18 protein-coding genes are annotated in these 19875 nt (G+C 73.5%); 7 read left to right on the top strand and 11 right to left on the bottom strand.

Going from position 1 to position 19875, the window contains the following annotated elements:
- Nucleotides 1-43 precede the first annotated feature (43 nt).
- The 6 genes from ACIF6F_RS02980 to ACIF6F_RS02955 all read right to left on the bottom strand — a co-directional run bounded on the left by ACIF6F_RS02980 (nucleotide 44) and on the right by ACIF6F_RS02955 (nucleotide 6000).
- On the bottom strand, nucleotides 44-751 hold the full coding sequence (locus tag ACIF6F_RS02980) for a DsbA family oxidoreductase (protein ID WP_399940297.1): 708 nt from the start codon (nucleotides 749-751) through the stop codon (nucleotides 44-46).
- Between the two features lie 77 nt (nucleotides 752-828).
- Nucleotides 829-1314, bottom strand: a complete 486-nt coding sequence (locus tag ACIF6F_RS02975) for a GNAT family N-acetyltransferase (RefSeq protein WP_399940294.1) — start codon at nucleotides 1312-1314, stop codon at nucleotides 829-831.
- Nucleotides 1315-1417: 103 nt separating this feature from the next.
- On the bottom strand, nucleotides 1418-2866 hold the full coding sequence (locus ACIF6F_RS02970) for a peptidoglycan D,D-transpeptidase FtsI family protein (protein ID WP_399940291.1): 1449 nt from the start codon (nucleotides 2864-2866) through the stop codon (nucleotides 1418-1420).
- Nucleotides 2867-2966: 100 nt separating this feature from the next.
- Nucleotides 2967-3611 carry a response regulator gene (locus ACIF6F_RS02965; RefSeq protein ID WP_399940564.1) on the bottom strand — a complete coding sequence of 215 codons (645 nt, stop codon included), beginning with the start codon at nucleotides 3609-3611 and terminating at the stop codon, nucleotides 2967-2969.
- 80 nt (nucleotides 3612-3691) lie between these two features.
- Nucleotides 3692-4960, bottom strand: coding sequence for a sensor histidine kinase (locus tag ACIF6F_RS02960; RefSeq protein WP_399940288.1), 1269 nt, complete (start codon nucleotides 4958-4960; stop codon nucleotides 3692-3694).
- Complete coding sequence (locus tag ACIF6F_RS02955) at nucleotides 4957-6000, bottom strand: hypothetical protein (RefSeq protein WP_399940286.1); 1044 nt, start codon at nucleotides 5998-6000, stop codon at nucleotides 4957-4959. Before ACIF6F_RS02955 ends, ACIF6F_RS02960 begins: the two co-directional genes overlap by 4 nt.
- A 267-nt stretch (nucleotides 6001-6267) precedes the next feature.
- On the opposite strand from ACIF6F_RS02955, the gene ACIF6F_RS02950 reads away from it, so the two are divergent.
- A complete protein-coding gene (locus tag ACIF6F_RS02950) occupies nucleotides 6268-6675 on the top strand; it encodes a hypothetical protein (RefSeq protein ID WP_399940283.1) in 408 nt (135 codons plus the stop codon).
- A gap of 132 nt (nucleotides 6676-6807) precedes the next feature.
- Here ACIF6F_RS02950 and ACIF6F_RS02945 read toward each other — a convergent pair whose 3' ends face one another.
- Nucleotides 6808-7578, bottom strand: a complete 771-nt coding sequence (locus ACIF6F_RS02945) for an IclR family transcriptional regulator (protein WP_399940280.1) — start codon at nucleotides 7576-7578, stop codon at nucleotides 6808-6810.
- A gap of 139 nt (nucleotides 7579-7717) precedes the next feature.
- Between ACIF6F_RS02945 and ACIF6F_RS02940 the strand changes: the two genes are divergently transcribed.
- From ACIF6F_RS02940 to ACIF6F_RS02925, 4 genes are all read left to right on the top strand, one after another.
- Entirely contained in the window at nucleotides 7718-9253 is a 1536-nt protein-coding gene (locus ACIF6F_RS02940; RefSeq protein ID WP_399940277.1) for an aldehyde dehydrogenase (NADP(+)), read from the top strand.
- 206 nt (nucleotides 9254-9459) lie between these two features.
- Nucleotides 9460-9681 carry a hypothetical protein gene (locus ACIF6F_RS02935; RefSeq protein WP_399940275.1) on the top strand — a complete coding sequence of 74 codons (222 nt, stop codon included), beginning with the start codon at nucleotides 9460-9462 and terminating at the stop codon, nucleotides 9679-9681.
- Between the two features lie 115 nt (nucleotides 9682-9796).
- The gene (locus ACIF6F_RS02930) at nucleotides 9797-11035 is read left to right on the top strand and encodes a TerD family protein (RefSeq protein WP_399940272.1); all 1239 of its coding nucleotides are present in this window, start codon (nucleotides 9797-9799) and stop codon (nucleotides 11033-11035) included.
- A 79-nt stretch (nucleotides 11036-11114) separates the two neighbouring features.
- A complete protein-coding gene (locus ACIF6F_RS02925) occupies nucleotides 11115-11306 on the top strand; it encodes a hypothetical protein (protein ID WP_399940270.1) in 192 nt (63 codons plus the stop codon).
- On the opposite strand, the gene ACIF6F_RS02920 is transcribed toward ACIF6F_RS02925, so the two are convergent.
- Together ACIF6F_RS02920 and ACIF6F_RS02915 are read right to left on the bottom strand one after the other, a co-directional pair.
- Nucleotides 11266-12684 carry an alkaline phosphatase PhoX gene (locus ACIF6F_RS02920; RefSeq protein ID WP_399940267.1) on the bottom strand — a complete coding sequence of 473 codons (1419 nt, stop codon included), beginning with the start codon at nucleotides 12682-12684 and terminating at the stop codon, nucleotides 11266-11268. The genes ACIF6F_RS02925 and ACIF6F_RS02920 overlap by 41 nt on opposite strands.
- A 557-nt stretch (nucleotides 12685-13241) precedes the next feature.
- A complete protein-coding gene (locus tag ACIF6F_RS02915; protein ID WP_399940265.1) occupies nucleotides 13242-14786 on the bottom strand; it encodes a hypothetical protein in 1545 nt (514 codons plus the stop codon).
- Nucleotides 14787-15031: 245 nt separating this feature from the next.
- Here ACIF6F_RS02915 and ACIF6F_RS02910 point away from each other — a divergent pair, with 245 nt between their 5' ends.
- Both ACIF6F_RS02910 and ACIF6F_RS02905 read left to right on the top strand, forming a co-directional pair.
- Nucleotides 15032-16897 (top strand): endonuclease/exonuclease/phosphatase family protein, encoded by a 1866-nt coding sequence (locus tag ACIF6F_RS02910; protein WP_399940263.1) that lies wholly within the window; start codon nucleotides 15032-15034, stop codon nucleotides 16895-16897.
- 303 nt (nucleotides 16898-17200) lie between these two features.
- Nucleotides 17201-17455 (top strand): hypothetical protein, encoded by a 255-nt coding sequence (locus ACIF6F_RS02905; RefSeq protein WP_399940260.1) that lies wholly within the window; start codon nucleotides 17201-17203, stop codon nucleotides 17453-17455.
- Nucleotides 17456-17548: 93 nt separating this feature from the next.
- Here ACIF6F_RS02905 and dapD read toward each other — a convergent pair whose 3' ends face one another.
- Both dapD and ACIF6F_RS02895 read right to left on the bottom strand, forming a co-directional pair.
- The gene (gene dapD, locus ACIF6F_RS02900; protein WP_399940257.1) at nucleotides 17549-18526 is read right to left on the bottom strand and encodes a 2,3,4,5-tetrahydropyridine-2,6-dicarboxylate N-succinyltransferase; all 978 of its coding nucleotides are present in this window, start codon (nucleotides 18524-18526) and stop codon (nucleotides 17549-17551) included.
- A gap of 9 nt (nucleotides 18527-18535) precedes the next feature.
- Complete coding sequence (locus ACIF6F_RS02895; RefSeq protein WP_399940254.1) at nucleotides 18536-19765, bottom strand: MFS transporter; 1230 nt, start codon at nucleotides 19763-19765, stop codon at nucleotides 18536-18538.
- Nucleotides 19766-19875 lie beyond the last annotated feature (110 nt).

The following is a 19875-nucleotide window of genomic DNA, read 5'->3' as shown; positions in this document are numbered from 1 at the left end:
AAAAGTCTATTGACGAGTTTTACATGCTACCAATAAGGAAGTCTTATGACTGCGGGACGGCGCACGTGCCGTCCGGCTCGCAGACCTCGCCCTCCGGCGCCGCCGGGGCGAGCACCTGGCGGCCCTGCCAGGCCTGCTCCAGGGCCTGGGTGAACACCTCGGCCGGCTGGCCGCCGGAGATCCCGTACCGCCGGTCCAGGACGAAGAACGGCACCGCGTTCGCGCCGAGTTCGGCCGCCTCGCGCTCGTCGGCGCGCACCTCCGCGGCGTACGCCTCGCCGTCGGCCAGCACCGCGCGGGCGGCGGCCTCGTCGAGTCCGGCCTCGACGGCCAGGGCGACCAGCGTGTCGTCGTCGAAGACGGAGCGCTCCTCGGCGAAGTTGGCCCGGTAGGCGAGGTCGAGCAGGGCGTCGCGGCGGCCGTGCGCGGCGGCGAAGTGGAGCATCCGGTGGATGTCGAAGGTGCTGCCGTTGACCCGGCCCTCGGTGCGGTACTCCAGGCCCTCCGCGCGGGCCGTGCCGGCGACGTGCTCCTGCATCGCGCGGGCCTCTTCGAGGGTGCGGCCGAACTTCCTGGCCAGCATCTCCAGGGTGGGCACGGCCTCCTTGGGGGCGTTCGGGTCGAGCTCGAAGGACCGGTGGACGATCTCCACCTCCTCGCGGTGGGCGAAGGCCGCGAGCCCCTGCTCGAAGCGGGCCTTGCCGATGTAGCACCACGGGCAGGTGATGTCGCTCCAGATCTCGACGCGCATGTTCCTTCTCGTCTCCCGGTCGTCGGACGCGGAGGGATCGCCTCCGTCACTGTTGGGCAACCTCCCGGGCGGGCCGCTCATTCCGTGGCGCGCGTCACGTCCAGCCAGAGCGTCAGGTGCGATCCGGGGCGCGGGGCGGGGTCCGGGCCGGGGCGCCAGCCCTGGGCGGCGTAGAAGGCCCGGGCGCGCAGGTTGTGCTCGTAGACCTCCAGCCGGGCGAGGTCCACGCCGGTGTCGCGCCAGGCGGCGACGCAGGCGGCGTGGAGGGCTCCGCCGATGCCGAGCCGCCAGTGGACGGGGTCGACGTGCAGCTGGGTGAGGGTGGTGGCGCCGTCGACGGTGCGGAAGGCGGCGACGCCTGCTATCCCGCCGTCGCGTTCCGCGCAGAGCACCCCGCCGTCGCCTCGCTCGATGGCGCGGGCCCAGCCCTCGCGGGTGCGGGCCTGTTCGGCGTCGCCCCGGTACGCCTCTTCCGGGATGCGGCCGGTGTAGTAGGTGGCGCGGGCCCGGGTGTGGAGGGCGGCGATGAGGTCGAGGTCTGCGGGGTGCGCGGTCCTGATCACGGGGAGTGGAACGCGCCGGGCACCTGTGCGGTTCCCGGCGCGCTCCCCGCCCGCCGCCCGCCGCTCCGCGCCCGCCGCCCCGCGAGGGCGGACGGCGGCGGGCCTACTTGCCGAGCGCGGCGGCGATCATCTTCTGGGCGACCGGGGCGGCCAGCCTGCCGCCGCCGATCTCGGAGCGGTCGGTGTCCGAGTTCTCGATGATCACGGCGACGGCGACGGACTTGCCGCCCGCCTTGCCGTAGGCGGTGAACCAGGCGTACGGGTTCTTGCTGTTGTTCACGCCGTGCTGGGCGGTGCCGGTCTTGCCGCCGACCTCCGCGCCGTCGACCCGGGCGGGCTTGCCGCCGCCCTCCTCGACGACGGTCTTCATGGTCTCCCGGAGCAGCTCGGCGGTCCGCTCGCTGACCACCTGCTTCGACGGGGCGTCCTGGTGGCTCTCCAGCACGTTGCCGTCGGCGTCGGTGACCTCGGAGACCATGTGCGGGGCGACGAGCTTGCCGCCGTTCTCCAGGGCGGCCGCGACCATCGCCATCTGGAGCGGGGTGGCGGTCACGTCGAACTGGCCGATGCCGGTCTGCGCGACCAGGTCGGGCGAGGCCTTCTTCTCGGGGTACACGCTCGGGTAGGCGCGGACCGGGGTGTCCTGCTTCGGGTCGTTGAACCCGAACTTCTCCGCCATCTCGCGCATCTTGTCCTGGCCCAGCCGGTAGGCGATGTTCGCGAAGACGTTGTTGCACGAGTAGCGCATGGCGGTGCGCAGGGTGGCGTTCTCGCAGGGCGCGGACCTGTTCTCGTTCTGGAGGACCGTGCGGGTGCCGGGGAGGGTGTAGGGGTTGGGGCTGTCGGTCGGGGTGTCGACCGAGTCGTACAGGCCGTTCTCCAGGGCGGCCGCGGCGGTGACCAGCTTGAACGTGGAGCCGGGTGACAGCGGCTGGCGCAGGGCGCGGTTGGTCATGGCCGCGCCCTCGTTGGCGGAGAGCTCGGCCCAGGCGTCCTTGTCGTTGCTGCCGGAGATCCGGCCGGGGTCGTACGAGGGGTTGCTGACGACGCCGAGGATCTCGCCGGTGGCGGGGTCGATGGCGACGGCTGCTCCGGTCTTGCCCCTGAGGGCCGCGTACCCGGCCTTCTGGACCTCGGGGTCGATGGTGGTCAGGACGTTGCCGGGGTCGGCCCGCTTGCCGGTGAGGGCGTCGAGCGGGTTCTTCAGCCGGTTGTCCGAGCCGTTCAGGACGTCCTGGTAGAGGTTCTCCAGCTGGGTCGCCCCGTAGACCTGCGAGCTGTATCCGGTGACGGGCGCGTACAGCGGCCCGTCCGAGTAGGTGCGTTTGTAGGCGAAGTCTCCTGCGTCCACCTTCTTCGATCCGGTGATGGCCTTTCCGCCCACGATGATGTTCCCGAGCGGGTTCGCGTACTGCGCGATCTTCGTCCGGCGGTTGTTCTTGTTCTCTGCGAGGGCCTTGCCTTCGTACGCCTGCACCCAGGTGACCCGCACCAGCAGGGCCAGCACCAGCAGCAGACAGAAGACCGAGGCACGCCTGATCGTCTTGTTCATCCCTATGGGGGACGCGTCGGGCGGGCCCGGCGTTCCGTTCTGCACCGGTTGTGGCCGAGTTCTCAGGTTTTCTTCATCCGGGCGGGCCGGGCCCTCCGCCTCACCCCGGGGTGATGAAGCCCGTCTCGTAGGCGGCGATGACCGCCTGGGTGCGGTCACGTGCCCCTGTCTTGGCCAGGACCGCCGCCACGTGCGACTTGACCGTGGCCGGCCCCACGCCGAGCCGGGTGCTCATCTCCGAGTTGGTCAGGCCCTGGGCGATCAGGCGCAGGACGTCCGCCTCGCGCTCGGTGAGCCGGGCCGCCCAGGGCGGGGCGGCCGGCGAGCGGCGCGCGTGCGCGGCGGCCAGGCCGCGCACGGCGGCGGGGTAGAGCAGCGAGTCGCTCCGGGCGACCAGGCGGACCGCGGCGATCAGCTCCTCGGGCTCCGCACGCTTGAGGAGGAACCCGGCCGCACCCACGCGCAGCGCGTCGTAGACGTAGGCGTCGTTCTCGAAGGTGGTGACGACCACGACCCGGGGCGGGTCCACCATCGAACCGAGGATCCGCTCGGTGGCGCGGATGCCGTCGACCTCGGGCATCCGGACGTCCATCAGGACCACGTCGGGGCGGTGCGCGCGGACCACGGTGACGGCCTCCGCACCGGTGGCGGCCTCGGCGACGACCTCCAGGCCCGGTTCGGCGTCGAGGATCATCCGCAGGGCGGTGCGGACCATGCGCTCGTCGTCGGCCAGCACGATGCGCACGGGCGCGGCGGGTGCGGGGGCGCCCTGGGCCGGGGTGCCCTGGGCGGGGGTGCCCTGGGCGGGGGTGCCGGGGGGCGTGGTCATCGGGCGTCCCCCGACGGTGTGCCGAGGGGCAGGGCGGCGCGCAGGCGCCAGCCGCTTTCGTGCTCGCCGGCCTCGGCGCGGCCGCCGAGCAGCGCGGCCCGCTCGGCTATGCCGCGCAGCCCGCGCCCGCCGCCCGCGCGGGGCCGGCCGGGTGCCGGGGCGGGCAGGGGGTTGGTCATCGTGATCTCCAGTTCCGTGCCGGCCGCGGCGATCCGCAGGCGCACCGGTCCGCTTCCGTGTTTCAGCACGTTGCTCAGTCCCTCCTGGACGATGCGGTAGGCCTCGCGGGAGGCGATGGCGGGCAGCCGCCCCCAGTCGCCCACGGGGCCGGGGTCCTCTTCCGCCGCCACCTCGACCCCGCCGGCCCGGGTGCGGCCCAGCAGCCCGTCGAGGTCGGCGGCGAGGGTGGGCGCGGGCGCCCCCGGTCCGGCCTGCTCGTCCCCGTCGCGCAGCAGTCCCAGGACCGCGTCCAGCTCGCCGACCGTGCGCCGGGTGGTGTCCTCGATCGCGGCCAGGGCCTCCCGTACGAACCGCGGGTCCGAATCCAGCACCCGGCGGGCCGCCGCGGCCTGGAGGGTGACGGCACTGAGCGCGTGACCGACGGAGTCGTGCAGTTCCCGGGCGAGCCGGTTGCGCACGGCAAGGTCCGCCGCCCGCTCCTCGGCCGCGGCCAGCCGGTCGGCGGGGGTGGGCCCGAGCAGCACCGGCGCGAGCCGGGCCAGCAGGGCGCCGGCCGCCGCCGCGCACAGGGCGAGCACCACCAGTGCCGCCGCCCCGAGGAGCGGGGCGATCAGCCGGCCGGGCAGGGCCGAGAGCCAGGGGTACAGCTCGTACTCCGACTCCCGCACCGCCGCGAAGAACGGCGTGCCCAGCAGCACCAGCGCCATCGGCGGCACCGCCAGGGTCATGCCGCTCAGCACGGCGCCGACCCCCAGGTGGGTCGTCCACCAGGCGGCGGTCCTGGCCCGCGCGGCCCAGGTCCCGGCGGGCCCCTCGGCCAGCAGCTCGCCGGGCACCGCGCACAGCATCCGCACCGCCGCCACCGACATCGGCCGGGCCGGCGGGAAGAGGGCGCTGACCGCGGCCAGCGGCAGGGCCATCGCGTACGCGCTCAGCATCGCCGGGAGCGAGGAGAACGCGTCCGCCCCGTCGTTGACGGCGCCCACCACTACCGACGCCAGCAGGAAGTACGGCATCAGCAGCGCCCCGCCGAGGATCAGGTGGACCCAGCGCAGCCGGGCCCGGGGCCCGAAGAACGGCCTCACTCCGGCTGCCGGGCCGTCAGGCAGCGGGCCAGCACCCCCGCGACGAGCAGTCCAGTGATCATCTGGCCAGCGTAGGTCAGGTACATCTCAAAGGTGCTCTGCTTGGCCGGATCCGTGACCGACAGCGAGGCCAGCGTCAGCCAGGCGCCCCAGGTCAGCGAACCGCCCGCGCCGATCCAGGCGAGCGCCAGCGGCCCCCGCGCCCGGCGCAGGCCGAGCCGCGCCCCGTACGCCAGCAGCACCCCGCCGACGGCCGCCGACAGCGCCAGCAGCCCGTACGTGCCGCACAGCACCGCGGTGTTCCAGTCGTACCGGGCCCGCATCGCCGCGTCGAGCCCCGCGGAACCGCCCAGCGCCCAGTAGCCCTGGACCCCGGTGACCGCCAGGCCGGTCAGCGCGGCGAGCACGGCCGCCGGCCGCGTCGCCCGGCCCCCGGGTATCGCCGGCCGCCCCTGCCACCGCCGGCCCCACCGCCGCCGGGCGTACGGCAGGAACAGCCCGGCCAGCGCCAGGGCCTGGAGCCCGAACCCGGTGTAGACGACGTCGTACACCCAGGAGTCCAGGAAGGGTTCCCTGGCTGCGGCGGCGGCCTCCGACTCCCCGCCCCCGACCAGACCGCCCAGCAGCTGCGCGGGGAAGGCGATGACGATCGGGGCGAGCAGGCCCGCGGCGACGAACACCAGCACCGTCAGCAGCCAGGCCCGTATCCTCATCCCCCACGCCTGGGTCAGCAGCAGCACGAGCAGCACGAGGGTGGCGTCCATGACCAGCGTCACCGCGTTGGCGACGGTGAAGAACAGGCCGGGCTCCCGCAGCACGCTGCCCTCGGGTATGCCGACGTGACTGCCCGTCAGCCAGGCGGTCTTGAGCACGAGGTACGGAACGGTGGCGGCCACCGCGACGGCACGCAGGGCCCGCAGCCCCCGGCCGGGCACCCAGCCGTCACCGGAACCACCGTCGCCGGAGCGGGAGTCGAAGGAGTTGTCGTCGAGGTCCGGGGCCGCGGCGCCGGGCCGGTCGTGAACGGTTCGCGTCGTCATGGCTCCACGATCCCGCCGGCCCCCGCCCCGCCACCTCCCCCGCCACGGGGAACCCTCTCCCCCGTCCGGGGGAGACGCCCGTCATCCCCGCGTCGGCACGCCCCCCCGCCCCTCGCCCGGCCGCGACAGGGAGTGACCCCTTCCGCTTCTCCCGGACCCGCGCTAGGGTCCCGCACGGGCCTCCCCCGGCCGGCCCGGCGCGACGCGTCGGGCCCGGTGTCCGGGTCGGCCCGGTCCATCCCGTCGTCACGCGGAAAGGTGCGTGTGATGGAGCTGTTCCCGCCGCTCGCGGCCCGGGTCGCCCACTCCAGCATCGGCGCCGCGCTCGCCGCCGGAGGCGCCGCGTACGCGGCCCAGGCCGAGGGCCGGGCCCTGGCCGTCGCCCTCTGCGTGGTCCTCGCCTGTCTGGGCCTGGCGCTGCGCGGCTACCGGGTGGGCGTTCAGTGCGGCCCGCACCAGGTCACGGTGCGGGGTCTGTTCCGTACCCGGGTGATCGACCGCGCGGCGGTCACCGCCGTCACCGACTTCCCCGCCATCCGCTGGACCGGCCGCTCCGGCCGGGCCCGCTGGACCCCGCTGACCGCCTTCCAGGCCGGTCCCGGCGAACTCGCCCGGATCACGGCGGCCAAGCGCCACCAGGTGGCCAGGATCCGCCGCTGGGCCGCCCGCGGCTGACGCCCCCGCGCCGGCCCTGCCCGCCGCGGGCCGCCCCGCCGACCGCGTACGGCCGCCCGTCGCCCGTCACCGGTCACCGGTCACCCACCATCCCCCCACCCGCCCGCGGACCGGCCCGAGGACGAAGCCCCCTCAAAGCCTCCGCGTCGCCATCAGCAGCCGGTCGCGCGCATCGAACAGCGCTGCCCTGATGGCCTGTTCGTGGCCGCCCGTCAGCCGCGCCACCGGCACCGAGCAGCTGATCGCGTCCCGCGCCGGGGTCCGGTACGGGATCGCCACACCGAAGCAGCGCAGCCCCAGCGTGTTCTCCTCGCGGTCCACCGCGTACCCCTGCTCCCGCACCAGCGCCAGCTCCGCGATCAGCACCTCCCGGTCGGTGATCGTGTGCTCGGTCACCGGCTCCAGCCGCTCCGGCAGCAGGGCCCGCACCTCGTCGTCCGTGTGCGTGGCCAGCAGCGCCTTGCCGAGCGCGGTGGAGTAGGCCGGCAGCCGCCGCCCCACCCGCGTGAACGGCCGCAGGAAGTGCTGGGACTGACGGGTGGCCAGGTAGACCACACTCGTGCCGTCGAGCCGGGCCAGGTGGATGGTCTCGGTGGTGTCGTCCGAGAGCCGGTCCAGCGTGGGGCGCGCCGCGGCCACGACCTCGTCGCCCTCGATGTACGAGTTGCCGACGAGCAGCGCCCGTACGCCGATGCCGTAACGCGTGCCGGTCGCGTCCGTCTCCACCCAGCCCAGGTCGACCAGGGTGCGCAGCAGCATGTAGAGGCTGGACTTGGGGTAGCCGAGCCCCTCCTGCACCTCGGCCAGGCTGTGCAGCCCGGGCCGGGACGCGAACCACTCCAGCAACACCACCGTACGCACGGCGGACTTCACCGGCGCCGCACCGGACTCGGCAGTCGTCATGCGCCCTTGCCCCTCTTGTCAATCTCGATCGCGCGGAAATAGAGTCCGCAGCATATTCAACTGATTCACCTATCGGAACGGCGTTCAGAATACTGAACGACGCTCCCCGGGTCAGCGACGATCCAGGAGGCAGCTCGCAATGGCAGCAACACCAGTCTGGAGTGTGGACCCCCGCACCGGGAAGCAACGCGAACAGGTTGCGGTGGAGGCCACATCCCAGGAGGTGGACGCCGCCGTGCGCGCCGCCCACGACGCCCGCGCCGCCCTGGCGGACCGCACCGTCCGCGTGACCTTCCTGCGCGCCGCCGCGGACCTCCTCGACGAGACCGCCGGGCAGGTCGTGGAGGCCGCCGACGCCGAGACCGCCCTCGGCCCCGTCCGGCTGACCGGCGAACTCGCCCGCACCACCTACCAGCTGCGCGCCTTCGCCGACGCCGTCGAGGAGGGCTCCTACCTCGACGTCCGCATCGACCGCCCGGACCCCGCGCTCACCCCGCCGCGTCCCGAGCTGCGCCGCTACAAGGTCCCGCTGGGCGTGGTCGCCGTCTACGCGGCCTCCAACTTCCCTCTCGCCTTCTCCGTGCCCGGCGGCGACACCGCCAGCGCCCTGGCCGCCGGCTGCCCGGTGGTGGTCAAGGCCCACCCGGACCACCCCGCGACCTCCGAGCTGTGCGCCGCGCTGCTGCGGCGCGCGGCCGCCACGACGGGGCTGCCCGAGGACGTGGTGGCGGTGGTCCACGGGTTCGACGCGGGCCTGGAGCTGATCCGCCACCCGCTCGTCGCCGCCGCCGGGTTCACCGGCTCCGTCCGCGGCGGGCGGGCCCTGTTCGACGCCGCCGCCGCGCGGCCGGTGCCGATCCCCTTCCACGGCGAACTCGGCTCCCTGAACCCCGTCCTCGTCACCCCCGCGGCCGCCGAGGAGCGCGCCGAGGAGATCGGCGCGGGGCTGGCCGGCGCGATGACGCTCGGCGTGGGCCAGTTCTGCGTGAAGCCTGGCCTGGTCCTCGTACCCGAGGGCGAGCACGGCGACCGGCTGGCCGCCGCGCTGGCCAAGGCGGTCAGCGAGACGGAGGCGGGCGTGCTGCTCGACCACCGGATGCGGGACAACTTCATCAGCGGCGTACGCGAGCGGGGTGCCCTCCCCGAGGTGACCTCGCCGGTCACGCCCGGCGCGGGCGGCGAGCACACGGTCGGCGCCGGCTTCCTCTCCGTGCCGGCCCGGCGGCTGGCCGAGGGCGACGGGCACGAGCTGCTCCTGGAGGAGTGCTTCGGGCCGGTCACGGTCCTCGCACGGTACGCCGACCAGGCCGAGGCCGGAGCGGTCCTGTCCCGGCTGCCCGGCAACCTCAGCGCCACCCTGCAGCTGTCGGCGGCCGAGGCCGAGGGCCGGGAGGGCACGGCCGCGGACCTGCTGGCGCACCTGACCTCGCTGGCCGGCCGGGTGCTGGTGAACGGCTGGCCGACCGGTGTCGCCGTGGCCCCCGCGCAGCACCACGGCGGCCCGTACCCCGCAGCGACCTCCCACTCCACCTCCGTGGGCGGCACGGCGATCGAGCGGTGGCTGCGCCCGGTGGCGTACCAGTCCGTGCCGGACCCGCTGCTCCCGCCGGAGCTGCGCGAGGCCAACCCGCTCGGCCTCCCGCGCCGCGTCGACGGGCGCCCCGAAGCGGTCTGACCGTCCCCGAGGGCGCAGCGAGCCGCACCCGGGACCGCCGGGGGCGTCACGGGCCCCCGGCGGACGGAGGCCGACCGGACCGGCCGTGCGGGGCCCGGTCCGGTCACCGCCCGCCCCCGGCGCCTTGCGCACCCGTCCCAGGCGCGCCCGTCCCCCGCCCGGAATTCCGTTGCCCGCCCCGGGCCGTTGCCGCCAGGCTGGGCAGCATGTCACGAGCCTCCGGATTCACGTACGAGCAGCGCGGCGACGGAACCGTCGTCATCACCCACCGCGGGCGCGCCGCGGGCACCCTGCGCGGCGCGCGGGCGGAGAAGTTCCTCGCCGAGGTCGAGGCGGGCGACGGCCAGACGGTGATGGCCCGCTGGACCGGCGCGTACAAGTTCGGCAACGAGCGCCAGGCCCGCAACCACCCGCGCAACCGCCGCTGAGCACCGCAGCGGCGCGCCCGCGACGCCGCTTCACGACCGCTCGAGAATTCACCTGGGCGGCCTCAAGACGGGGGAACGGGGGCGACCACTCGGTCGTTGACCTGGCATGACCGCTATGACCCCTGGCTCGAACCTGCCGCTGAACTCCGTCCGCGTGACGGTGGACGTGGCCGCTCCGGTACGACTGGACGTGTCGGCACTCCTGCTCACCGCAGACGGCAAGGTGCGCTCGGACGCCGACTTCATCTTCTACAACCAGCCGTCCGGCCCCGGAGTCGGCTACCGGTCCGGCGGCGGGGCCACGCCCGACGCGATCACGGTGGACACCTCGGCCGTCCCCGCGGGCATCGAGAAGATCGTGGTCACCGCCAGCCCGGACGCGGCGGGCCAGACGTTCCAGGGCATCGAGCCCACCGCCACGGTGCGCAACGCCGACGACAACAGCGTGATCGCCACGTTCACCCCGCCGCAGCTCGGCACCGAGACCGCCCTCGTGGTCGTGGAGGTCTACCTGCGCGGCGGCGTGTGGAAGGTCCGCGCCGTCGGCCAGGGGTACGCCAACGGGCTCGCCGGCATCGCGACCGACTTCGGCGTCTCGGTGGACGAGGAGCCCGCGGCGGCCACCCCCGCCCCGGCGGCACCCCAGGCACCCCAAGCACCCCAGGCACCCCCGGCTGCCCCGCCCGCCGCGACCCCGACCTGGGGAACCCCCGCCACGGCCGGCACTCCCGCCCCACCGGCACCGCCGGCCGCGCCCACCGCCGCCGGCACCGGAGGCAAGATCAACCTCGACAAGGGCCGGGTCAACCTCCAGAAGAACCAGACGGTCTCCCTGGTCAAGGGCGGCCGCCCGCTGCTCTCCCAGGTCAAGATGGGCCTGGGCTGGGAGCCCGCGTTCCGGGGCCGCGACATCGACCTCGACGCCTCCGTCATCGCCTACGGACCCCAGCGCAACCACCTCGACAGCTGCTACTTCGGCCGGCTCTCCATCCTCAGCGGTGCCGTCAAGCACTCCGGCGACAACCTCACCGGCGAGGGTGCGGGCGACGACGAGGTGATCGTGGTCGACCTGGGCCGGCTGCCCGCCGAGGTGACCGGCCTCGTCTTCACCGTCAACTCCTTCTCCGGGCAGAAGTTCACCGAGGTCGCCAAGGCCTACTGCCGGCTCATCGACGCCGCCAGCGGCGAGGAGCTGGTCCGCTTCGACCTGACCACGGCCGAGCCGCAGACCGGCGTGATGATGGCCAAGCTGATCCGGCAGTTCTCGGGCGAATGGGAGATGACGGCCATGGGCGAGTTTGTGAAGTCCCGCACAGTGCGGGGCATGGTCAAGCCCGCGGCGCAGGCACTTTGACCCGGGGCGGGCCGCCAGGTGACACATTCCACCCACCAGCCGGAGGTCACTGTCAGTGCCCGCCCGTAGCCTTGTAGGCATGTACGAGACTCCCCCGCCCACGGGTCCCGCCCGTCCGTCCGTCGCCGAGGCGAACGAGGCGATACGGCTGCTCGTGGCGACCCGTGAGGAGGGGGAGGAGTGGCCGGCGGAGGCGTACGCGTTCCTGCTGGCCGAGTGGGCCGAGGGCGTCAGCGCGGAAGCCGCGCCCGTCGCCGCCACGGACCGGTGATCGCCAGCAGGATCCCCGGGGACTGGAGGTTGGCGAAGAGCGTGCGGCCGTCGGGCGAGAAGCAGACCCCGGCGAACTCGGAGAACTCCGGCTCCTCGGGGGTGCCGATATTCAGCTCGTTCCGCGCCAGCGGGTAGGTGCGGCCGCTCTCCGTCGCCCCGAAGAGGTGCTGCACGCCCTCGCCGTCCTCGGCGATGACCAGCCCGCCGTGCGGCGAGACGGTGATGTTGTCCGGCCCGTCGTACGCACCGTCCGTCCCCGGGTCGGCATTGACGCCGAGCAGCACGGTCAGCCGGACGGTCCGCCGCTTCGGGTCGTAGAACCACACCTGCCCGTCGTGCGCGGCGCCCGGGCTCTCCTCACGGGCGTACGAGGAGACGAAGTACGCTCCCCCGTCCGCCCACCACATGCCCTCCAGCTTCCGGCCCCGGGTGATCGCCCCGTCCGCGAACTGCTTGCGCACGGGCACGCCGCGCGCGTCCCGGTCCGGCACGTCCACCCAGTCCACCCCGTACACGGTGCCGATCCGGGTGGCACGCGACAGGTCGTCCACCAATCTCCCCGACCTGTCGTAGCACTTGGGCGCCTGGAGCCGCCCCGCGTCGTCCGCGAGCGTACGCAGCCGCCCCCGCCCGTGCCGGAAGCCCTCCGGCGGCACCCACCGGTAGAGGAGCCCGTTGGGCCCCGAGGCGTCCTCGGTCAGGTAGGCATGGCCGGTGCGCGGGTCGATGACCACCGCCTCGTGCGCGTACCGCCCGAAGGCCTTGACGGGCTGCGGGTCACGATTGGCGCGCCGGTCGGCGGGGTCGACCTCGAACACGTACCCGTGGTCCTTGGTCATGCCGTTCTTCCCCGCAAGGTCCTCGGTCTCCTCACAGGTCAGCCACGTCCCCCACGGAGTGCTGCCACCGGCGCAGTTGGTGGAGGTGCCGGCGATCCCGACCCACTCCGCGACCTCACCCCCACGCCGCACCTCGACGACCGTGCAGCCGCCCGCGGCGGCCGGGTCGTACACCAGCCCCTCAGCGAGCGGCACAGGCCGCTCCCACCGCGACCTCTCCCCCCTCAGCTCATGGTTGTTGACCAGCAGCGTGACACCACGCGCCCCTTCGAAAGCAGCCGTCCCGTCATGATTGGAGGGCGTCGGCTCCCCGCTCTCCAACCGAGTCACTCCACTGTGCGTGAGCACGCGGTACGAGAACCCCGCAGGCAGCGCGAGGATCCCCGCAGGATCAGGCAGCAGCGGCCCGTACCCGAGCTCGCACCCCGTCCCGTCCTCCTCGGCGGCCAGCGCCCCCGGAGCACTGGCAAGCGCGCCCACGGCACCGGTGAGTGCCAGGGCGGATCCGGCGGTGAATTCCCTGCGGCTGAGCGGCATCGGTCCTCCTCGGAAACGTGAGTGGGAAGGCTCCCGCCCACACCTGAACGGAAGCCGAACACCCACGGAAGCACCACCGACCGCTCCGCGGAACCGCTCCCCCAGCCACCACGAGACCGGTCCACCCCACACCCCAAAGCCCCACCCCGTGCTATGCAACACCGCCAGGCGTGCGTCACCTCCCCCCGCGTGACACCCCGCACCGTGGTGCGTGGGGGGGGGTGCTTGACGGGGCATGGCAGGCTGGTCTCCCCCAGCTACCGCTGGGAGGTACCCCCAGTGGCAGGCCCGGGCCTGGGGTGGCCGAAGGCCAGGGCGAAGCCCCTTGCCCCAGGGGTGGGCCTGCCGCTGGGCCTGCAGGCCATGCCCCGTCAAGCACCGAGGGGACCCACGCACCACGGGGCGCGCTCCCGCAGCGGGCGCTCACCGCGGAACGCAAGCGCCCCCACGTGGCGCCCTCCCCCGCACCCCACGTGGCGCCTTTCCCAGCGCCCCGTCCCAGAGCTCAGACCCTCCCCACGCCCCAGCCCAAACCCGGCGGCCCCAAAACGCGGCCCCTACCCCCTGGACCGCGCCTTGAAGGCAGCCTTCCGCGCCTCCTTGGCCGCCTTCCGATCCGGGTGCAGCCGCCCCATCGCCTCCAGCACGTCCGCCGCGGCCGGGTGGTCCACCCGCCAGGCGGCCTCGAAGAAGCCGCTGTGGCCCCCGGTCAGCCCGGACATCAGATCGACCAGCTCCGCCGCCTCCCCGCCGGCGGCCAACTGCGCGGCGAGCGTGTCGAACGCGAGCCAGAAGACCAGCTCCTCGCCCGGCGGCGGCACATCCACCGCGCCCCGCTCGGCCAGCCACACCCGCGCGAGACCGCCCAGCTCGGGGTCGTCCAGCACCGCCCGTACGGCGGGCTCCGCGGCCGGCCCGGCCAGCGCGAGGGCCTGCTGGCAGGAGAGCCGCCGCAGCGGGCCACCCGCGTCGCCGCCCCGGGCCGCGGCCAGCAGCTCCGCCGTCGCCGCCCCCGTTTCGCGTCCGGCCAGCCAGCACTCGACCTCGGCACGGGCGGCGGCCTCGGGGAAGCCCGGGAGCGCGTCCAACAGCACGTCGGCCCCCTTGCCGGCGAGGTCGCCCACGGCGGGTACGGCGACCCCCGCCTCCAGCAGCCGGGCGCGCACGCCGAACAGTCCGAGCGGAGTGAGCCGGACCATGCCGTAGCGGGCCACGTCCTCGGGGTTCCCGGCATCGATGCCGCCGGCGAACTCGTCATCCGCCTCGGCCATCAGCTCCTCGTCGACGGGCCGGAACTCCACGAGTCCCACGGGCTCCAGCATCCGGAACTGGTCGTCGAGCCGCATCATCACCTCGGAGACCCGCTCCAGCACCTCGTCGGTGGGCTCGCCCATGTCCTCCGGCACGACCATCGAGGCGGCGAGCACCGGCAGCGGCACGGCACCCGCACCCACGCCCCCACCCGCACCCAGGCCCCCACCCTCGGCAACGGTCAGCAAGTACAGGTTGGCCAGCACCCCGTCGAGGAACTCGGCCTCGCGGCCCGGGTCCCAGTCCAGCCGCTCGAAGTCGATCTCGCCGCCCTCGTCCAGCGCGTCCACCAGGTCGTCCAGGTCCGGAACGGCAGCATCCGCAAGCACGGCCTCCAGAACACCCAGCCACAGGTTCAGCACGTCGGCCGGCGAGCCTCCGGTGACGAGGGCGAGTTCCTCGCCCGCACGAGCGGTGCCGCCCTCGGCCTCGCGGCCGGGCTCTGGATCGGTCAGCTCGACCAGACCGGTGTCAACGGCCACCCGCCAAGCCTCACTCGCATACGCGGCGCCCTCACCAGCACCCGCACCCGCACCAGCACCAGCACCAGCACCAGCACCAGCACCCAACCCCAGCACCCGAGCCGCAACAGACAACTGCCCGTCGTCGAGCTCACCCCCGACCCCCACCCCCACCCACGTCTCGTCCCCCACCCACCGCGCAACGCGCACCGCCCGCGTCAGCAGCGGGGCCGCCAGGGCGTCACGGGCCAGCTCCGCCTGTGAAGGCAGCCGTACCGGCGACAGCACTCGTGGCAGCACTCGCGGCAGCGTGGGGCGCTCTGCGGACATGGCTGGTTCTCCTCGGATCACACGGGTGGGAGTGAAGTCGGCGCGCCCAGCGTAGACGCAATTCGCCCCATCCCGTCCGGTTCATGCAGACGTCAACCCCCGTCCACCCGCCAGGCCTTGACAACCGGCCAGTAGACACAAGACATTGACGCGCGTAGATCTCAACAGCGGATCCCCACACCGGATCCGGCGGATCCACAGACCACCTCCACTCCGCCCCCTCATCCCATACCGGAGTCCTGCCCATGCGTTCCCGTCCCATCGTGACTGGATCCCACTCCCGTTCCGCCGCCGTGGCCTCCGTGGTGGCCGCCGCCCTGGCCGCCGGCCTGCTCGCCGGCAGCGCTTCCGCCGCCGAGCTGTCCGAAGAGGGCACCGCCGCTGCGATACGCGTCCACGACATCCAGGGCGCCACCCGGATATCCCCGCTCGCCGGCCAGCAGGTCACCGGCGTCGAGGGCATCGTCACCGGCGTCCGCACGTACGGCTCCCGCGGCTTCTGGATCCAGGACCCGCAGGCCGACGACAGCGACGCCACGAGCGAGGGCGTCTTCGTCTTTACCAGCTCCGTCCCGACCGTCGCCGTCGGCGACGCGGTCTCCGTCTCCGGCCTGGTCGGCGAGTACGTGCCCGGCGGCCTGAACTCGGGCAACCAGTCGGTCACCCAGATCTCCAAGCCCAAGGTGACCGTGCTCTCCTCGGGCAACGCGCTGCCCGAGGCCACGCTCGTCAACGAGTACTCCGTCCCCGCCGAGTACGCGCCCCAGGGCGACCCGGCCAACGGCGGCAGCATCAACGGCCTGACCCTGGACCCGGCCACCTACGCGCTCGACTACTACGAGTCGCTGGAGGGCATGAACGTCCGCATCGGCGACTCCCGCGTCGTCGGCGCCACCGACCCGTACGCCGAGCTGTGGGTCACCGTGAAGGGCTGGGAGCACCGCGCCCCCCGCGGCGGCACGATCTACGGCTCGTACGAGTCGCAGAACACCGGCCGCCTCCAGATCCAGCAGCTCGCGCCGCTGGCCCAGCAGCCGTTCCCGAAGGCGGACGTCGGCGACAAGCTGACCGGCACCACCGAGGGCCCGCTGGACTTCAACCAGTTCGGCGGCTACACCCTCGTGGCCCGCACCCTCGGCACGGTCGAGTCCAAGGGCCTCCAGCGCGAGAAGACCAAGGCGCAGAAGCCGGGCGAGCTGGCGGTCGCGACGTACAACGTCGAGAACCTCGACCCGTCCGACCCGCAGGAGAAGTTCGACGCGCTCGCCAAGGCGGTCGTGGAGAACCTGGCCTCCCCCGACATCGTGGCCCTGGAGGAGATCCAGGACGACAACGGCGCGAAGAACGACGGCACGGTCGCCGCGGGCGAGACGCTGCGGAAGTTCACCGAGGCCATCGTGGCCGCGGGCGGCCCGGCGTACCAGTGGCGCTCGGTGGACCCGGAGAACAACAAGGACGGCGGCGAGCCCGGCGGCAACATCCGCCAGGTCTTCCTGTTCAACCCGGAGCGCGTCTCGTTCACCGACCGCGACGCGGGCGGCGCCACCACGGCCACCGGTGTCGTGACCGAGAACGGCCACGCCGCGCTGACCCACTCCCCCGGCCGCATCGACCCGGCCAACGCCGCCTGGGAGAACAGCCGCAAGCCGCTGGCCGGCGAGTTCGTCTTCCGCGGCCGTAAGGTCATCGTGATCGCCAACCACTTCGGCTCGAAGGGCGGCGACGAGGGCCTGACCTCCCACCACCAGCCGCCGGTCCGCTCCTCGGAGGCCAAGCGGCTGCTCCAGGCGCAGTCCGTGAACTCCTTCGTGAAGGAGATCACGGCGGCGCAGCACAACGCCAACGTCGTGGTGCTGGGCGACATCAACGACTTCGAGTTCTCGGCGACCGCGCAGGCGCTGGAGGACGGCGGCGCGCTGTACTCGGCGATCAAGTCGCTGCCGCGCGCGGAGCGGTACTCGTACGTCTACCAGGGCAACGCCCAGGTCCTGGACCAGATCCTGGTGAGCCCGGGCATCAAGAAGTTCCAGTACGACAGCGTCCACATCAACGCGGAGTTCGCGGACCAGAACAGCGACCACGACCCGCAGGTGCTGCGCTTCATCCCGTAGCGCATCCCGTAGCCGCCGGGCGGAACGTTCCGCCGGCTCGCAGCCAGGGGCCCCGGTCGCCGTCCCGACCGGGGCCCCTGCCACGGAGGAGGACGAGGCGGACCCGTCGGACACCGACGGAAATACCCCCGAAACACACTGAAAGAAGATGAAAGGCCCTGAAAGGGGCCCTCAGGGCGCGAAGTCGGGACTTTGGACCCTGGCGTGATCTGCGCCACATTGCTCAAGCAATCACGTGATGTTGGTGTTGAGTGTCCTGAACGTCCGACCCGTTCCGCCCCCATCACCCCGTTGGAGGACCGCGTGTTCACCTCCATGTCGCTCGTTCAGGAGATCGGCCTGGCCGTCCTGGTGGTCGCCGCCCTCGTCTGGGTCGTCGGCCTCGGCCACATGCTGTGGGACAGCCGGTTCCACCACCCGGAGCCGGGCGCCTTCGAGGGGCTCGCCTTCATCCCGGCGCAGCGCAGCACCGCCTCGCACCCGCTGGAGAGCGTGGAACTGACGGAGGAGGAGGAGCGGGCGTTCGCGGGCCTGGTCCGCTCGATCCCGCTGCGCTGAACCCGCCTCGGCACACGCTGCACGAAGCCCCTGCCCCGGGAGTCCCGGGGCAGGGGCTTCGTGCGTACCGCGGAAGACTCGCGGCGCCGTGGATCAGTTGTGGCTGTGCAGGACCTCGTTGAGGCCGCCCCAGACCGCGTTGTTCGGGCGGGCCTCGACGGCGCCGGTGACCGAGTTGCGGCGGAAGAGGATGTTGCTCGCGCCGGACAGGGTGAGCGCCTTGACGACTTCGCCGTCCGGCAGGGTGACGCGGGTGCCCGCGGTGAGGTACAGGCCGGCCTCGACGACGCATTCGTCGCCCAGCGCGATGCCGATGCCCGCCTCGGCGCCGATCAGGCAGCGCTCGCCGACCGAGATGATCTGCTTGCCGCCGCCCGACAGGGTGCCCATGGTGGAGGCGCCGCCGCCGATGTCGGAGCCGTCGCCGATGACGACGCCCGCGGAGATGCGGCCCTCGACCATCGAGGTGCCGAGGGTACCGGCGTTGAAGTTGACGAAGCCCTCGTGCATGACGGTGGTGCCCTCGGCGAGGTGCGCACCGAGGCGGACGCGGTCGGCGTCGGCGATGCGCACGCCCTTGGGGGCGACGTAGTCGGTCATCCGCGGGAACTTGTCGACCGAGGTGACCTGGAGGTGCAGGCCCTCGGCGCGGGCGTTCAGGCGCACGGTCTCCAGCCGGTCCACGGCGACCGGGCCGAGCGAGGTCCAGGCGACGTTGGTGAGGAGGCCGAAGACGCCGTCCAGGTTCTGGCCGTGCGGCTTGACCAGGCGGTGGCTGAGCAGGTGCAGGCGCAGGTAGGCGTCGTGCGCGTCGAGCGGCTTGTCGTCCAGGGAGGAGATGACGGTACGGACGGCGACGACCTCGACGCCGCGGACGGCGTCCGTGCGGACGGCCTTGGCCGCGGCCGGGCCGAGCAGCTCGGCGGCCTGCTCGGCGGTCAGGCGCTCGGTCCCGGCCGGGCCGGCCTCCTCGGCCAGCGCGGGCGCGGGGAACCAGGTGTCGAGGACGGTGCCGTCGGCGGTGATGGTGGCAAGTCCGGCGGCGACGGCGCCGGTGGTACGCGTAGTCATGCAGGCACGCTAACCAACGACGGCCGCCGCGGGCGAACCGGTCTCATGTGCCGGTCGCGCGGCGCGTCGTACGGTACGGGCGCCGAGCGCCAGCACGGTGGCGCCGGCCGCGACCCCGAGCAGGGCGCAGAGGGGCCAGAGCAGGCCCGGGGCGGCCCCGTAGAGGAGTCCGCCGAGGGGTGCGGAGAGCACGACGCCACTGACGGAGACCCCGGCGTACAGGCTCTGGAAGCGGCCCACGGCGTGGGCGGGGGCGACGTCGGCGACGTATGCCGTGGCGGTGGTCTTGTAGAGGATCTCGCCCAGGCTGACCAGCACCATCATCGCGACGGTGGTGGCGGTGGCGGCGCCGAGGAGCAGGGCCGCGTAGCCGCTGCCGACGAGGACGAGGCCGGTGCCGATGATGTGCAGCGGTGAGCGTTCGCGCAGGGCGAGGGCGGCGGGGATCTCCAGGAGCAGGATGACGCCGCCGTTGACGGCGATCAGGAGGCCGTAGACCCGGGTGTCCATGCCGTGGTCGGCGAGGAAGACCGGGAAGGTCGAGTACTGCTGCCGGTAGACGACGTCGATGACGAGGATGGCGCCGAGGAGTACGAGCAGGGCGGGCCGGGCGCGCAGTTCGTGGCGGATGCCGCGGCCCCGACCCCCGTCCGGGGCCGCGGCGGTTCGGGCGGCGCCGCGCGCGGGGACGACGCGGGCGGTCCAGACGGCGAAGAAGAGGGTGCCGATGCCGTCGGCGACGAACAGCCAGTCGTACGAGAGGCCGGTCGCGACCAGGGCACCGAGGGGCGGGCCGACGGTGAACCCGCCGTTGGAGACCGCGCGGATGAGGGCGAAGGCCTGGCGTCGGGCGCCTTCGGGCACGGTGACGGCAACCAGGGCGGAGTTGGCGGCACGGATGACGCCGGCGGCGTACTGGGCCGCGGGCAGGGCCGCGCAGAGCAGGGGCAGGGGCAGGGCGGGGAGGGTGACCAGGACGGCTCCGCCGAGGGCCGAGGCGGTGAGCAGGGCGCGGCGGTGGCCGTGGCGGTCGCCGAACCAGCCGCCGGTGAAGTTGCCGGCGATCAGCCCGGCGCCGCCGAGGCCGACGATCAGGCCGGCCTGCGTGGCGCCGAGGCCGCGCGGGCCGGTCAGGTACACGAACACGAAGACGAAGGTGAAGCTGACGACGGCGTTGACGAAGACGCCTCCCGCCAGCAGCCAGACCGGCCTCGGCACCTCCTTGAGCCCCCTCAGCATGCGCTCTCCCCCCACGTGTCGTTTCCGGGTCGGTTCGGGGTCGGCCCCAAGAGCCGGTTCCGAGTCAGTTCCTTTTGGGAACTGACTCTGCCAGCATGAAACCCTCGGGT

The organism is Streptomyces sp. NPDC086023 (assembly GCF_044540325.1).
Taxonomy (GTDB): Bacteria; Actinomycetota; Actinomycetes; order Streptomycetales; family Streptomycetaceae; genus Streptomyces.
The sequence above is the reverse complement of the archived record's forward strand: the minus strand, read 5'-3'. Positions and strand labels throughout refer to the sequence as shown.